Genomic DNA, 13,956 nt, shown 5'->3' on the forward strand with positions numbered 1-13,956 from the left:
CGTCGGCGGGCGCCGGTGGCGCGACGCGCCCGCCGGATGCGGCGCGTCTGGCCCTCCCGGCGGCTGACGCCGGGGATCGCGAGCGGTCGCGCGTGGGCCGCCGCTCAGTTCGCCGAACGCTGCCGGCGACGCTGCCAGAACAGCACGCCGCCCGCGGCGAACGCCAGCGCGAGCGAGTCCGGCTCCGGCACTTCGGCCGCGCGGAACGCGATCGAGTCGACCTTCAGCGCGCTCCAGACATACGGATCCTCGGTCTGCTGCACGCCGAAGAAGATCGACCACAGCCCGCCCTGCGCGAAGGTGTAGGACGAGACATTGCCGCGCAGGTCGACCACCGCTTCCGTGCTCCCGTTGAAGGCGACGAAAAAGGCGTTGTCGACATTCCCGGGAGAGCCCACATTGCCCGAGGCAACTTCACCCAGCCGTTGCGAGACCCAGTCCAGCGTGTCGCCGGCCTCGACGTTGACGTCCTGCGCAATGAAGCCGCCACGCATGTAGCGACCCGCCACGTTCTGCGAGAAGAAGGTCGGCGCACCCGCGCCCGACGGGCTGAACTGCACCGGCAGCGGACAGGCGACGTTCCAGATGTCGGACGCGCAGGTCACGTTCTGGTTCAGCGGCCACGTCGAGATCGCCACGATCAGCGCCGAGTTGTTGCCGGCCAACGCCGGATAGCCGTTGCCGGCGTTGACGATGGCGGTCGAGGATCCGTTGACGTTGGCCCCGGTGGCGTACCACCCGCTCAGGCTGCCGCCCTCGAAGTCGCCGTTCACCACGGCGGCGCCATGCGCCGACAGGGCCGCAGCCGCGCTCAACAGCGCGACGCTCAATGCTCGTTTCATGTCACTCTCCCTTGATCGCGACGCGCGACATGCGCGACATGCGCGACGGCGGGATGCTAGAAAGCCGCTCCGACGGCGGACATCCTCAAGGGTGATGAGACCTGTCCCCCATCGAAGGTGTCGACCCGATGCCCGGGACACCAAAGGTGGGAGTGCCTTGGGACTGAAGTCCCGCCGCATGTGCGCCGCAAAAGAAAAAGCCGCTTGGGAACCCAAGCGGCTTTTCCAGATTGGTGCCGATGAAGAGAGTCGAACTCCCGACCTTCGCATTACGAATGCGCTGCTCTACCAACTGAGCTACATCGGCGCTGTCGCGAACAACAGAGTCTGAGACTATAGCCGAGATTTTCGACGTCGACAACTTCCGCACCCACGTCGCACGCAGGCAACGTCAGCCGCCGATTCATTCCTCGCCCAGATTCGCCTGCACGCGCTTCAGCAACGCGGCGAGCTGCGTCTGCTCGTCCGCGCTCAGACCGGCCAGTGCCTGCACCGACACCTGCCGCGCCTGCCGCTTCAGTTCGCGCTGCACCGTCAGGCCCGCGTCGCTGACCCGCAGCCGCACCTGGCGGCGGTCGACCTCGTCGGTCTGCGCTTCGAGCAGTCCCTTGTCGCGCAAGGTCTTGATCAGCCGCGCCAGTTGCGCCTTGTCCCGCCCGCTGTGCGCCGCCAGGTCGCTCTGCGTCGCATCCGGGTGCCGTTCGAAGAAGAACAGCACCTTGCCTTCCATGTGCGTGATGTCCTGCGGCCCGTCGCGCAGGAAGCGGTACTGCAACGCGCGGTAGCGGTGCATCACCGAATGCACCAGCTCCAGCACGTCGTCGTCCTTGCCCCTCCGGCCAGTGGTGTTAGTTGACATTGTCAATCGTTCCGTCGCAAGATGGATGACATTGTCAACGAAACAGAGACCACCGGCAATGAAGCCCGATCCGCTGAACACCCCCACCGCTTCCTCCACCCTCTCCACCGCTGCGGCGCCAGCCGCCGAGCCCGCCGCGAGCCGCGTCCAGCGCGTGCGTCACGAACTCAAGCGCCGCGAGCTGACCGTGACCGGCGTCGACGACGTGACGCCGAACTTCCGCCGCGTGACGCTGACCGGCGACTCGCTGGCCGACTTCGTCAGCACCTCCTTCGACGACCATGTGAAGCTGATCTTCGCGCCCGACGCCGACGGCACTCCGGTCATGCGCGACTACACGCCGCGCCGCTTCGACAACGCGGCGCGCGAGCTGGTCATCGAGTTCGCCCAGCACGGCGACGGCCCCGCCGCGGCCTGGGCCGCGCAGGCGCAGCCGGGCCACACGCTGACCGTCGGCGGGCCGCGCGGCTCCTTCATCATTCCGACGGACTTCGCCTGGCATCTGCTGGTCGGCGACGAGACCGCCCTCCCCGCCGTCGCGCGCCGCCTCGAGGAACTGCCGTCCGGCGCGCGCGTCGTCGCGCTGCTGAACGTGCCGGAAAACGATCGCCGCCGCTTCGACACCCGCGCCGATCTCGACCTGCGCTGGGTCGACGGGACGACGCACTGCTGGCCGCCGCCCGCGCGCTGACGCTGCCGTCCGGCGAGGGCTACGCCTGGTGCGCCGGCGAAGCCGCGGCGATGGCCGCGGTGCGCCGCATCCTCGTCGACGAGAAGGGTCACGATCGCCATGCGATCCGGGCCTCGGCCTACTGGAAGCGCGGCGCCAGCCATCATCACGAGCATCTGGAGTGAACGGCAGGGGGCCGCGACGCGGGTGGGACGGCGAGGCGGACGACGAGGCGGACGGCGTGCCGCCTCACTTTCGCTTCACACGTGCGTGGCACACTGCCCCGCATGTCTGAAGTCCTGCACGACCCGCGCTGGCGCAACGCCTGGCGCCTCCTCTTCCTGGCGGTGGTGGTCGGCGCGAGCTGGCTCGCGTTCTCACCGCATCCGCCGCCCTCGGCCGACCTGGGCTGGGACAAGGCGAACCACTTCACCGCCTTCGGCACGCTCGCCGTCATCGGCATGCAGTGCTTCGCCGCCGGCCCGCGCCGCCGTTGGATCGTGCTGGCGATGCTGCTCGCCTACGGCGTCCTGATCGAACTCGTCCAATCGCAGATCCCAGGCCGCGACGCCGACGCGCAGGACGTGCTGGCCGACATGATCGGCGCCGTCATCGGCGTCGCCGTGCACGCGCTGATCCTGCGCCTGCTCACGCCCCGGGCGACTCCGGCTCGCTGAACTCCCGGCGCGACATCGCGATCGCGACCGCCTGCGCGCGGTTGTTCGCGCCCAGCTTGCGCAGGATCTTGCGCACGTGGTTCTTGACCGTGAACATGCTGATGCCGAGCTGGATCGCGATCCCTTCATTGCTCAGACCCGCGCGCAGACCCTCGACGATCTGCTGCTCGCGCGGCGTCACCAGCGACCCGGCGCGACGCGGCAAGGCCTGACCCCGCGCCTGCAGCCGCGCGCGTCGCCAGGCCGCGTGCAGCGCCGGCGTCAGCAGCTCCAGGCGGCGCAGGTGGTCGTCCTGCCAGCCCTCGCCCGCGAACAGGAACAGGCTCTGCGGCCGCTCGCCATCCGCGGCCACGCCGTGCAGGGCCAGTTCCCGCAAGCCGGCTTCCAGCAGCGGCTGGAACAGGGCCAGGTCCGATTCCCGCGCGAGGTCGATGTGCAGCGGCCGCCGACCGTCGCCCCAGCGTCGGACCAGGTGCAGCCACAGGCCGTGATCGGCCGATTCGAGCTGCGTGTGCAGCCCGTCGCCGATGGGCTTCAGGTGGAAAAGCTGCGCCGTCAGGCGCGGCGACGGCGGCTGGTCGCCGACGCAGACCATCAGCCGGTGCGGCAGCAGCGGCTGCAGGCGGCTCTGGCTCCAGACGAAGAACTGCGCCGGGGTCGCCGGCTGGCGCGCGCTCCACAGCGCCTCCAGCAGGCGTTCGGCGAGCACGTGGTCCTGCAGCCAGGACAAGGGCAGGCCGTCCCCGTCGACCCCGCCGTGGAGCGGCAGGCCCATGGCCGGCAGCGCCGACGATGATGCCGGCGGCGCCACGGCAGGCGAAGCGGTCGAGGGCAGCAGCGGCGGCAGCGACGAGGAGATCGAGGGCGGCATCATGGGCATGGGCAAAGGCGTGAGCCGGGTCGCCGTCAGCCTGCCCGCGCAGCATGACGCGCCGATGAATCGCATGAATCGCGGCAGCGGCCTGCGCGGGTACCCGATTTGCCCTACCTGACATCGGGTGGCAGTTGAGCCGTCCCGCCGTGGTCTGGCAAGCGGCCCACGCCGGACGCGGACACGGCAAATCGGCTACCGTTGTCGTTCGGGCCTTCCTCCCTCTGGGGCCTGCAGGAGTTGCTTGCATGTCGGATCACGATCTGCCGCTGGTGCGGCGCGATCTCGCGCGCCGTTTCGAAGCGGTCCGGCGCCACACCTTGACGCTGGCCGAGCCGCTGTCCGCCGAGGACCAGGCCGCGCAGTCGATGCCGGACGCGAGTCCGGCCAAATGGCACCAGGCGCACACGAGCTGGTTCTTCGAGGCGCTGCTGCTGCGCCCGCATCTGCCGGACTACCGGCCGCTGGACGAGTCCTTCCACTTCCTCTTCAACTCGTATTACGAAGGCCTCGGGCCGCGTCACCCGCGCCCGCAGCGCGGCCTGCTGACGCGCCCGTCGCTGGACGAGGTGCGCGCCTACCGCCGCCATGTGGACACGCACATCCAGCAGCTGATCGCGCGCTGCAGCGATGCCCAATGGGCCGAGATCGCGCCGACGCTGGAACTGGGCCTGCATCACGAGCAGCAGCACCAGGAACTGCTGTTGACCGATGCGCTGCACCTGCTGTCCTGCCATCCGTGGCGGCCGGCGCTGATCGACGCCACCCCCGCGCCGATCGTGGGCGGCACCAGCGAATGGCTGCGCCATGACGGCGGCCTCGTCGACATCGGCCACGACACGCGCGCCGCCGGCACAGCGTCGACGGGCTTCGCCTTCGACAACGAAGGACCGCGACATCGCGTCTGGCTCGAGCCCTTCGAGATCGCGAGCCGCCTCGTGACCTGCGGCGACTTCCAGCGCTTCATCGACGACGGCGGCTACCGCGAGCCGCGCTGGTGGTTGTCCGACGGCTGGGCCACGGTCCAGCAGCACGGCTGGAGAGCCCCGCTGTACTGGGTGGACGACAACGACAACGACAGCGACAGCGACAACGACGGCGCCGGATCGCGCTGGTCGGTCTTCGGCCTGCACGGACTGCGTCCGATGGATCCCGCCGCGCCGGTGATGCAGCTCAGCTTCTACGAAGCCGCCGCGTATGCGGAATGGGCCGGCGCACGTCTGCCGAGCGAGCCGGAATGGGAAGCCGCCTCGACGCTGCCCGGCATGGCGCAGCTCGACGACCAGGCCTGGCAGTGGACGCGTTCGGCCTATCACCCCTATCCCGGCTTCCGGCCATTGGACGGAGCCGCGTCCGAATACAACGGCAAGTTCATGGTCGGCCAGCTGGTGCTGCGCGGCGGCAGCCTCGCGACGCCGCCCGGCCACACGCGCCGGACCTACCGCAACTTCTTTCCGCCGGCGGCGCGCTGGCAGTTCACCGGGCTGAGACTGGCCCGCGATGCGCGCCCGCGCACGGAGACCCCCGCATGAGCAGTTTCGCCGAGGACCTTCACGCGGCGCTCGCCGGCCCCGAGCACGCGATCTCCCCCAAGTACTTCTACGACGCGCAGGGTTCGGCCCTCTTCGAGCAGATCTGCGAACTGCCAGAGTACTACCCGACGCGCACCGAGCTTGCGCTGCTGAAACGGCATGCCGATGAATTCGCCGCACGCATGGGCCCCGGCGCGCAGTTGATCGAGTACGGCGCCGGCGCGCTCGTGAAGGTGCGCCTGCTGCTGGAACGCGCGGAGCAGCTGCACAGCTTCGTCCCGGTGGACATCTCCGGTCCTCATCTGCTGGCGGCCTGCGAGTCGCTGCAGCGCGAACAGCCGGCGCTGCGCATCCTGCCGGTGGTGGCGGACTTCACCCGCATGCATGTGCTGCCCGATGCGCCGGCGGACGGGCGACGCGTCGGCTTCTTCCCGGGATCCAGCATCGGCAACTTCAACCCGGACGAGGCGCTGGAATTCCTGCGCCTGCTGCGCGAGGAACTCGACGGCGGGGCGCTGCTGATCGGCGTGGACCTGATCAAGGATCCGGCCCGGCTGCATGCGGCCTACAACGACGCGCAAGGCGTGACGGCGCGCTTCAACCTGAACCTGCTGCGCCACGCCCAGCGCGAACTGAAGCTGGAATGCGATCCGAGCGGCTTCGACCACTACGCGTTCTACGACCCGCGCAAGCACCGCATCGAGATGCACCTGATGCCCCGCGGCGAGCAGCACCTGCAGCTGCAAGGGCGCCGCTACACGCTGGTGCCGGGCGAGAGCCTGCACACCGAGAATTCCTACAAGTACAGCGTGGAGACCTTCCAGGCGCTGGCGCGGGAAGCCGGGTTCAAGCCGTCAGCGCATTGGACGGACGATCAGCGCTGGTTCAGCCTGCATTGGCTGGAGGCTTGAAGGCAGAAGGCGGAATCGGTTCGATCCCCTGGGGGATCGGAGGGCGTCTTCGTCCAGACGCGACGGGCCGTCAGGCGTCGTAGCCGTACACGTCCGCGAGCTTCCTCAGCAGCGCGGGCTCGTCCTTCGGCGAGAAGAAGTACGGGAACAGCGTGCGGGAGCGGCTGTCCTCGTCCTCGTTCAGCGATCCGCCGAACTTCTCCACCTTCTTGCGGCCGTAGGCCAGCGACAGGCTCATCAGCACCGCCGGCGCGCCGACGCTGCGGTGCAGCCGCTCTTCACCGTGCGGCTGGAAGTCCAGCATGCGGCGGTAGAAGGCCTTGTGGCGGGGATTGACCTCGATCACCAGGAACTCGGCGCCCCAGTGGTGGGCCGCATGCAGGTAGGCCAGGTGGAACAGGCTGGCCAGCACCAGCTTGGACGGACCATCCGGATCGGCGGCCAGCCGCGTGAATTCGCACAGCTGCCAGCCTTGCTGGCGCATGCCGGCCATCTCGGCCGGGAAACTCTGGTCCGCGGCCAGGTTGCCGCTGTCACGCCGCAACCCCAGCGTGGACACCAGCCGGCCTTCCCAATACGCCCCCAGCGTCACGTCCGCGGAACGGCTGAGCCTGTAACCCCGTGACGCGTACCGGCGCTCCAGCAGCGCGTGGCCGGTGCCTTCCATCAGCGCACGGATCTCGATGCGCCCGAACTCGGTATCGCGGGAAACGAGCTCCACGGAATCGGAGCGGACAAACGACATCTCCGAACCAATGGACTGCAGCGCCTGCAAAGGGCTTGCGGGCGCTTCCATTTCAATGTTCGACATGCGAGATTCGTCGCTCATTCCCAACTCCAGACTGCTTGGTTATCAAAGGCGAGTCTATGGCCCACTCAAAGTAATTACTGCAGGTCGCTACGATAGTTAACAAATGCGACCCTCGTCTTACGGGTCTGTCCCGGGTTCGAGCGCGGGTCAATCCCTTGCCAGGACGAAACCCCGCATTTGAGGGAATTCCGTTACATAGCGGGCACCTACGGGGAATACAGCGCCGGGCCTCGCCAGCGTGTGTATTCATCGAATCCCGAGCCCCGTGGCGAGGCGCCTCCCGGCGCCCCATTTGTTGCAGGTGTAACTGGATGCTTTTCGTTCAAATGCCGAATTCATGGGACAGCCCACCCCCACTTTTTTGCGGAAATCCATACGGCATCTGGGGATATTTGTCGCTTCAGGCGCGATTTGACCGCTGAGCGATCACAAAGTTCGTATCGCGTTGCGTCTTGCTGCCGGTCGTGAGACCAGTCACGAACCGGTCAGGTGCACGGTTGCGCGGCCAGCGCATCCAGACGTTGACGCGCCTCCGCCATCAAGGCCTCGACACGGCCATCGGCCTGCGCTGCGATGGCATCCAGGTCGAACATGGCGGCCAGTTCGATGGGCGAAATTGCCATCGCCGGCAGATCGCCGACGTCGATGGCCGTGCGCAGCAGCTGCTCCAGCGACCCCTCGCCCTGGCGCACCCGGTGGATCAGGTCGCGGATCATCGCGCCCGTGCGCTGACGCCCCAGACGCGGCATCAGCAGATGCTCGAGGCGCTCGCTGGCCACCAGCCCCTGGCGTTCCAGGACATGCGCGCGCATCCGGTCGACGCGGATGACCGGTTCGGCCAGCGCGCGGTTGAGCGCCTGCACCGCCGCATGCGCGCCGCCCATCAGCCCGCTCCACTCGGCCAGCTCGGCCTGATGCTGGCCCAGCCCGCGTTCGTGCTCCGGCGTCATGCAGCTCATCAGCCCGGCGACCCGCTGCGGCGCGCGCTGCACCGCCGCCATCGCCTGCAGCGCCGCGACCGGGTTCTTCTTGTGCGGCATCGACAGGCAGGCGCCGTAGCCCTCGCCCGGCGGTTCGTGGAGTTCGTCGACCTCGGCCTGCGCCATCAGCGCGAAGTCCTGCGCCAGCTTGCCGAGGTTGCCGCAGAGCAGGCCCACCTCCAGGCCGAGTCGCAGCCAGCGGTCGCGCTGCGTGTGCCAGCACATGTCGGGCCGCGGCAGCGAGAGCTCGGCGGCGACGGCGGTCAGCATGTCGTCGGCGCGGTCGCCCATCGCGTCCAGCGTGCCGACGGCACCGCCCAGTTGCAGCAGCAGCGAGGCACAACCCTGCTCACGCAGCCGTTCGGCGCTGCGCAGCAGCGGCATCAACCAGTTCATGAGCTTGTAGCGCAGGCTGATCACCTGCGCCGGCTGCATCATCGTGCGGCCCAGCATCGGCACGGCGGCGTGGCGTTCCGCCAGATCCAGCAACCGGCCGCAGAGCTGCTGCAGGTCGTCATCGACGAGGCGCAGCGCCTCGCGGGTGCGCAGCACCATCGCGGTGTCGACGAGGTCCTGCGCGGACGCGCCGCGATGCACGTAGACCGCGGCGGCGGGGTCGAACAGCGCCACCGTCTCGCGCAGGCGCTGCACGACCGGCAGCGCCAGGTTGCCGCTGTGCGGCGCGGCGGCGATCAGGGCCGGCACGTCGTAGAGCTCGGCCCGGCACAGGCTGGCGATGGCCTGCGCCGCCGGCGCGGGAATCAAGCCCACGCGCGCCGCGGAACGGGCCAGCGCGGCCTCCACATCCATCATCGACTGGACCACCGCGGTCGGCGAGAACACCGATTCCATCGCGGTGGACGACAAAAAAGCCTCGAACAGCATCCAACGTCCTTTAAGGACTTCCGATGCTATCGAGGCTCCCGCGTACGCCGTACTCAAGCAAACCCGCTTGGGGTTTGTCTCAGCCGGTGATCGCCCGCCGAATCGGGCTCAGTTCGCCGGCACGTACATCTGGGCCAGACGGCTCATCAGACGCAGCGACAGGCGATGCATCGTGATGACCTCCAGCAGGCCGTTGCGATGCAGCTCGACGACCTTCGCGTCGGGCAGCTCGGCCAGGGCCTTCTCATTGATGGTCAGGAAGCCGTCCACGTCGAGCTTCTCGCCGCTGGGCAGCTGCGCCTCGAAGCGCATGTCCTGCAGCAGGTCCAGGTCCTGCAGCAGCTCGCAGGCCTGGCGGGTGCGCTCGGCCTCGCGCTCGAAGTCCTCGCAGAACTGCTTGGCGTTGAGCAGCAGATCGGTGGGTTCGCCGTCCGCCTTGAACAGCGGCTCGCCATCGTCACCGGCCTCGGAGAAGGCGCCCGAACCCAGGTCCAGGCACAGCGCCATGTCGGAGGTGCTTTCCTCGATGCGCGCCATGGCGAAGGGCCAGCGCCGGATGTAGGCGGGCACGTAGCGGCCGGTCCACTGGCCGTCCTTGATGAACAGGTTGCTGCCTTGCCTCAGGCCGAACACGGCCAGCGGGGCCACCGCCGGACGCTGGCCGTCGGTCGCCTGCCCGACGCGCACGAACACCACCGGGTATTCGAGGCTGGCGTCGGCGAACTCGGCCACGGCGACGAACAGCGAGTTCAGCTGCGTCACGCGGTCCAGCACCGGGGCGCCGATCTTCATGCGCGTGTTCTTGTGCTGCACCCGGTCCACGGGGACCAGGTTTTCATACATCGGGGGGTTGCTCATTGATTCACTCCATCGTCCGCCAGTCGCGAGACCAGCACCTTGTCCACACGCTTGCCGTCGAGGTCGACCACCTCGAATCTCCACGCGTCCCACTCCGCCACATCGGCCGTGCGCGGCAAGCGCCCCAACAGCAGCATCACCATGCCGGCCAGGGTGTTGTAGCGCCCACGGTCCTCCTCGGGCAGTTCCTTCAGATCCAGGCGGTCCTTCAGCTCGGTGACGGGGATCAGGCCGTCCATCAGCCAGCTGCCGTCCTCGCGCTGGACCGCCCAGGCGTCCTCGCCATCGGACGAGTTGAACTCGCCCGCGATGGCTTCCAGGACGTCGCGCATCGCGACGACGCCCTGCACTTCGCCGTATTCGTCGACGACGAACACGAGCGGGGTTTCCGCGCCGCGCATGTGCGCGAGCAGTTCCATGCCGGACAGCGTCTCGGGCACGAAGACCGGCGGCTCCAGGCCGGTCGACAGGTCCATCGATTCCCCGGCCAGCGAGCGCGCCAGCAGATTCTGCGCGCTGACCGTGCCGACCACGTCGTGCAGCCCGCCCCGGCAGACCGGATAGCGGCTGTAGCCGTGCGCGCGCAGGATCTGCAGCATCTGGTCGGGGCGGTCGCTGATGTCCAGCCACGCGATCTCGGCGCGCGGGATCATCATCGAGCCGATCTGGCGCTCGTCCAGGCGGAACACGTTGCGCACCATCTGGTGCTCGTGTTCCTCGATGACGCCGGCGTCCAGGCCTTCCTCGAGGCTGGCGGCGATCTCCTCTTCCGTCACCGCGCGGTTGGCGCGGCCGCCCATGCCCAGCAGCTTCAGCGTGAACTCGGTGCAGAAGCTCAGCAGCTTGACGAAGGGCCGCGTCACCAGCGACATGATCTCCATCGGCGGCGCGACCAGGCGCGCGACGTTCTCCGGGTACATCTGGCCGAGGCGCTTGGGCACGAGCTCGCCGAAGATGATGGTCACGAAGGTCAGCACCAGCACGACCAGGCCGGTGGCGGTGATGTCGGCGGCGCGGGAGCTCAGCGGGGTGCTGGCGCGCAGCACGTCGGCCAGCGGGCCGGAGAAGGCGGCCTCGCCGACGATGCCGTTGAGCACGCCGATCGAGGTGATGCCGATCTGCACCGTGGACAGGAACTTGGTGGGGTTCTCGTGCAGGTCCATCGCGGCCTGCGCGCCCGCTTCCCCGCTTTCCACCATCACTTGCAAGCGTGCCTTGCGGGAAGCCGTGAGGGCCATCTCCGACATGGCGAACAAACCGTTGAGCAGGATCAGGAAGAGAACTAGGGCGGTATCCATTGACAGCGCGGGACCGGGTACTAACCCCGAGTCGCGCCCAAAACACAAGGTCGGCAAGGTTAGCAGAGCCTGTGTGACATCGGCACCGCAAAATCCCGCTATGCATTACCTCATCGGCGATCTCCAAGGCTGTTGCGACGCGCTGGCGCGTCTCCTGGAAAAGATCGATTTCTCCCGTCCCGCGACCGGCTCTACCTCCTGGGGGACCTCGTCAATCGCGGCCCCGATTCCCTCACGACGCTGCGTCGCCTGCAGTCGCTGGGCGATGCGGCGCAATGCCTGCTCGGCAACCACGACCTGCACCTGCTCGCGACGGCGGCGGGGGTGCGGGCCCCGCACAAAGGGGACACACTGGACGCGATCCTGCAGGCGCCCGACCGCGAGGCGCTGCTGGAGTGGATGCGCCGGCAGCGGCTGGCGATGCGCGCGCAGGGCTGGCTGATGGTGCACGCCGGCGTGGTGCCGCAATGGGACGCGGACCAGACGCTGGCGCTGGCCGACGAGGTGCACGCGCTGCTGCGCGGTCCGGCGCTGGCGGAGTTCCTGCCGCAGATGTACGGCAACGAGCCGGACCGGTGGAAGGACGATCTGACGGGCGCGCCGCGGCTGCGTTTCATCATCAACGTGCTGACGCGGATCCGCTTCTGCAACGCGAAGGGCCGGCTGGACTTCAAGACGAAGGAAGGCCTGGGCACGGCGCCCGAAGGCTTCATGCCCTGGTTCGAGGTGCCGGAGCGCCGCACGGCGGGGCATCCGATCGCGTTCGGGCACTGGTCGACGCTGGGGCTGGTGCAGCGGCCGGACCTGCTGGCGCTGGACACGGGCTGCGTCTGGGGCGGCGCGCTGACGGCCGCGCGCGTGGCCGACGGCCAGGCGCTGGAAATCATCCAGGTGGACTGCGTGCAGGCGAAGAAGCCGGGAGCCGACTGAGCCGCCCGGGCCGCGCATACAATGCGCGCCTTCTTCCAGGAGATGTGGCCGAGTGGTTTAAGGCAGCGGTCTTGAAAACCGCCGAGGGTTCGCGCCCTCCGTGAGTTCGAATCTCACCGTCTCCGCCATCCATGAACGCCCGCACGTCCGCTCGCCCCCCTGCCCTGCTCGCCCTCATCGGCGGCAACGAGGACCGGCTGACGCCGGGTGCCGTGCTGCGCGAACTGATCGCGGCCTGTCATGAAACGCACGCCGTGCGGACGCCGATCCAGGTCGTCGTCCTCAGCACCGCCAGCGGCGAACCGGACCTGCTCTGGTCCCAGTACGAACCGGCCTTCCGTGCGCTCGGCGCGACGCCGCAGTGGCTCGATCCGCGCGATCGCGACGCGGCCGGCGCCGCGGAAACGCTCGATGCCGTGCGAGCGGCCGATCTGCTCTTCATGACCGGCGGCGACCAGGAACGGCTCGTCGACGTGATCATCGACACGCCGCTGCACGCCCTCGTCCGCGAGCGCCACCGCGCCGGCGAGCTCGCCATCGCCGGCACCAGCGCCGGGGCCTCCGCGCTCGGCGCGCACATGCCCGTCGGCGATCTCGACGAGCAGTTCGCCGGTCCGCCGCGGGCCTTGCATCGCGCCCTTGGGCTGATGCCGGCGCTCGTCATCGATCAGCACTTCGCGCAGCGCAAGCGCCATGCGCGGCTGCTGCACCTCGTGTCGCTCGATCCGCGCCGGCTCGGCGTCGGCATCGACGAGGACACCGCCGTGCTCATCCGCCCCGATGTGAGCCTGCGCGTCGTCGGCAGCGGCGCGGCGACGGTCATCGACGCCGCCCGCGCCAGCGATCGACGCGAGTCCGCCGGGATCATCGCGCTGGAGAACCTGGGCTTCCATCTGCTCGCATCGGGCGCGTCGCTGAGCTTCGGCGATCCGACAGTCCCGGCGCATCTGCAGCGCGTGCTGCAGACGATCGCCGCCTCGGCGTCCCTGCGAGACTGACGCGCGACGCTCCGACGGGCGCTTCGCCGATCAGGCGGCGATGTGCGCCGCGAAGCCGGTGAGGCCCGGTGCGACCTCGTCGGCGAGTTCGTGCCCGTCGGGATAGTCCCCGCCGTTCTGCGCGCGGAACGCCACGGGCGCTTCATCGAAGACATGGACCAGACGTGCGCGCCACGCGGCGGCGGCCGCTTCGACCGCCTCAGGCGTCATCCGTCCCGCCCCATGCACCGCATGCGTCTTCAGCACCGACATGCCGGGATAGAACAAGGTGCCATGCGTGATCGGGAACAGCAGCTGATCGATCGGCCCGTTGATCCCGCGCGGCGCGTAGTCCGCGGCCGGTCCTCCGGTCGTCACCGACACCATCGCGCGCCGGCCTTCGAAGCCGCCTTCGCCGTAACGCAGCCGATTGCCCTGGCCGTTGCGGCCGTAGGCCAGGCCGCGCGCCCAGACGCGATCGATCCAGCCCTTCATGATCGCCGGCATGCCGAACCACCACAACGGGAACTGCAGGATCACCAGATCCGCGGCGAGCAGCTTGCGCTGCTCGTCGTCGACGTCGGCCGGCTGGTGCCCCTGCTCGAAGGCGTGGCCGGACTCGCGCACGAAGTCCAGGCGTCCGGTGTCGGCGCGGACGGGAAAGTCCTGCTCGTCGTAGACGGCCTTCCAGCCCATCGCATAGAGGTCGGACTGCAGCACCTCGTGGCCCGCGGCGCGCAGCGTCTGCCCGGCGACGTCGACCAGCGTGCGCGTCAGCGAGGTCGGCTCGGGTTGTGCATGGACGATCAGCACGGTCTTGCGATCGGGGAAGTCGGTGTCAGGGGAACGGGTCAT

General features: G+C 68.9%; 13 protein-coding genes, 2 tRNA genes and 2 pseudogenes. 8 read left to right on the forward strand and 9 right to left on the reverse strand.

All coding sequences use genetic code 11. The features are described from left to right. Nucleotides 1-104: 104 nt before the first annotated feature. The 3 genes from ACFJIX_RS00405 to ACFJIX_RS00415 form a co-directional block, all read right to left on the reverse strand. Nucleotides 105-842 (reverse strand): hypothetical protein, encoded by a 738-nt coding sequence (locus ACFJIX_RS00405; protein ID WP_377156916.1) that lies wholly within the window; start codon nt 840-842, stop codon nt 105-107. Nucleotides 843-1,073: 231 nt separating this feature from the next. Continuing rightward, nucleotides 1,074-1,149: transfer RNA gene (locus ACFJIX_RS00410), tRNA-Thr, on the reverse strand. Between the two features lie 96 nt (nt 1,150-1,245). After that, nucleotides 1,246-1,701 (reverse strand): MarR family winged helix-turn-helix transcriptional regulator, encoded by a 456-nt coding sequence (locus ACFJIX_RS00415; protein ID WP_377156917.1) that lies wholly within the window; start codon nt 1,699-1,701, stop codon nt 1,246-1,248. A 154-nt stretch (nt 1,702-1,855) separates the two neighbouring features. Between ACFJIX_RS00415 and ACFJIX_RS00420 the strand changes: the two are divergent. Then, nucleotides 1,856-2,556 (forward strand): annotated as a pseudogene (locus ACFJIX_RS00420) (siderophore-interacting protein). A 102-nt stretch (nt 2,557-2,658) separates the two neighbouring features. Then, on the forward strand, nt 2,659-3,048 hold the full coding sequence (locus ACFJIX_RS00425) for a VanZ family protein (protein ID WP_377156919.1): 390 nt from the start codon (nt 2,659-2,661) through the stop codon (nt 3,046-3,048). Here the strand turns inward: ACFJIX_RS00425 and ACFJIX_RS00430 are convergent. Further along, nucleotides 3,020-3,823, reverse strand: coding sequence for a LuxR C-terminal-related transcriptional regulator (locus ACFJIX_RS00430; protein WP_377156921.1), 804 nt, complete (start codon nt 3,821-3,823; stop codon nt 3,020-3,022). The genes ACFJIX_RS00425 and ACFJIX_RS00430 overlap by 29 nt on opposite strands. On the opposite strand from ACFJIX_RS00430, the gene ACFJIX_RS00435 reads away from it, so the two are divergent. The 3 genes from ACFJIX_RS00435 to egtD all read left to right on the forward strand — a co-directional run bounded on the left by ACFJIX_RS00435 (nt 3,822) and on the right by egtD (nt 6,362). Then, nucleotides 3,822-4,040, forward strand: coding sequence for a hypothetical protein (locus tag ACFJIX_RS00435; protein ID WP_377156923.1), 219 nt, complete (start codon nt 3,822-3,824; stop codon nt 4,038-4,040). The two genes, ACFJIX_RS00430 and ACFJIX_RS00435, sit on opposite strands and share 2 nt — an antisense overlap. A 127-nt stretch (nt 4,041-4,167) precedes the next feature. Continuing rightward, a complete protein-coding gene (gene egtB / locus ACFJIX_RS00440) occupies nt 4,168-5,451 on the forward strand; it encodes an ergothioneine biosynthesis protein EgtB (protein ID WP_377156924.1) in 1,284 nt (427 codons plus the stop codon). Beyond that, a complete protein-coding gene (egtD, locus tag ACFJIX_RS00445) occupies nt 5,448-6,362 on the forward strand; it encodes an L-histidine N(alpha)-methyltransferase (protein ID WP_377156925.1) in 915 nt (304 codons plus the stop codon). Before egtB ends, egtD begins: the two co-directional genes overlap by 4 nt. Nucleotides 6,363-6,432: 70 nt before the next feature. Here the strand turns inward: egtD and ACFJIX_RS00450 are convergent, their stop codons facing one another. The 4 genes from ACFJIX_RS00450 to ACFJIX_RS00465 all read right to left on the reverse strand — a co-directional run bounded on the left by ACFJIX_RS00450 (nt 6,433) and on the right by ACFJIX_RS00465 (nt 11,194). Beyond that, nucleotides 6,433-7,083 carry a hypothetical protein gene (locus tag ACFJIX_RS00450; RefSeq protein ID WP_377156927.1) on the reverse strand — a complete coding sequence of 217 codons (651 nt, stop codon included), beginning with the start codon at nt 7,081-7,083 and terminating at the stop codon, nt 6,433-6,435. Between the two features lie 575 nt (nt 7,084-7,658). Further along, nucleotides 7,659-9,038, reverse strand: a complete 1,380-nt coding sequence (locus ACFJIX_RS00455; protein WP_377156928.1) for a lyase family protein — start codon at nt 9,036-9,038, stop codon at nt 7,659-7,661. Nucleotides 9,039-9,146: 108 nt separating this feature from the next. Next, complete coding sequence (locus ACFJIX_RS00460; protein WP_377156930.1) at nt 9,147-9,896, reverse strand: SapC family protein; 750 nt, start codon at nt 9,894-9,896, stop codon at nt 9,147-9,149. Next, entirely contained in the window at nt 9,893-11,194 is a 1,302-nt protein-coding gene (locus tag ACFJIX_RS00465) for a hemolysin family protein (RefSeq protein ID WP_377156932.1), read from the reverse strand. The genes ACFJIX_RS00460 and ACFJIX_RS00465 overlap by 4 nt, the downstream gene beginning before the upstream one ends. A gap of 100 nt (nt 11,195-11,294) precedes the next feature. Between ACFJIX_RS00465 and ACFJIX_RS00470 the strand changes: the two are divergent. The 3 genes and pseudogenes from ACFJIX_RS00470 to ACFJIX_RS00480 all read left to right on the forward strand — a co-directional run bounded on the left by ACFJIX_RS00470 (nt 11,295) and on the right by ACFJIX_RS00480 (nt 13,122). Then, nucleotides 11,295-12,124 (forward strand): annotated as a pseudogene (locus tag ACFJIX_RS00470) (symmetrical bis(5'-nucleosyl)-tetraphosphatase). A gap of 38 nt (nt 12,125-12,162) precedes the next feature. Beyond that, nucleotides 12,163-12,252 (forward strand) — tRNA-Ser (locus ACFJIX_RS00475). A gap of 3 nt (nt 12,253-12,255) precedes the next feature. Beyond that, complete coding sequence (locus tag ACFJIX_RS00480) at nt 12,256-13,122, forward strand: cyanophycinase (protein ID WP_377156933.1); 867 nt, start codon at nt 12,256-12,258, stop codon at nt 13,120-13,122. A gap of 30 nt (nt 13,123-13,152) precedes the next feature. Here the strand turns inward: ACFJIX_RS00480 and ACFJIX_RS00485 are convergent, their stop codons facing one another. Next, nucleotides 13,153-13,956 (reverse strand): NAD(P)H-dependent oxidoreductase, encoded by an 804-nt coding sequence (locus ACFJIX_RS00485; protein WP_377156934.1) that lies wholly within the window; start codon nt 13,954-13,956, stop codon nt 13,153-13,155.

This window comes from Roseateles sp. UC29_93 (assembly GCF_042695725.1).
Taxonomy (GTDB): Bacteria; Pseudomonadota; Gammaproteobacteria; order Burkholderiales; family Burkholderiaceae_C; genus Roseateles; species Roseateles noduli_A.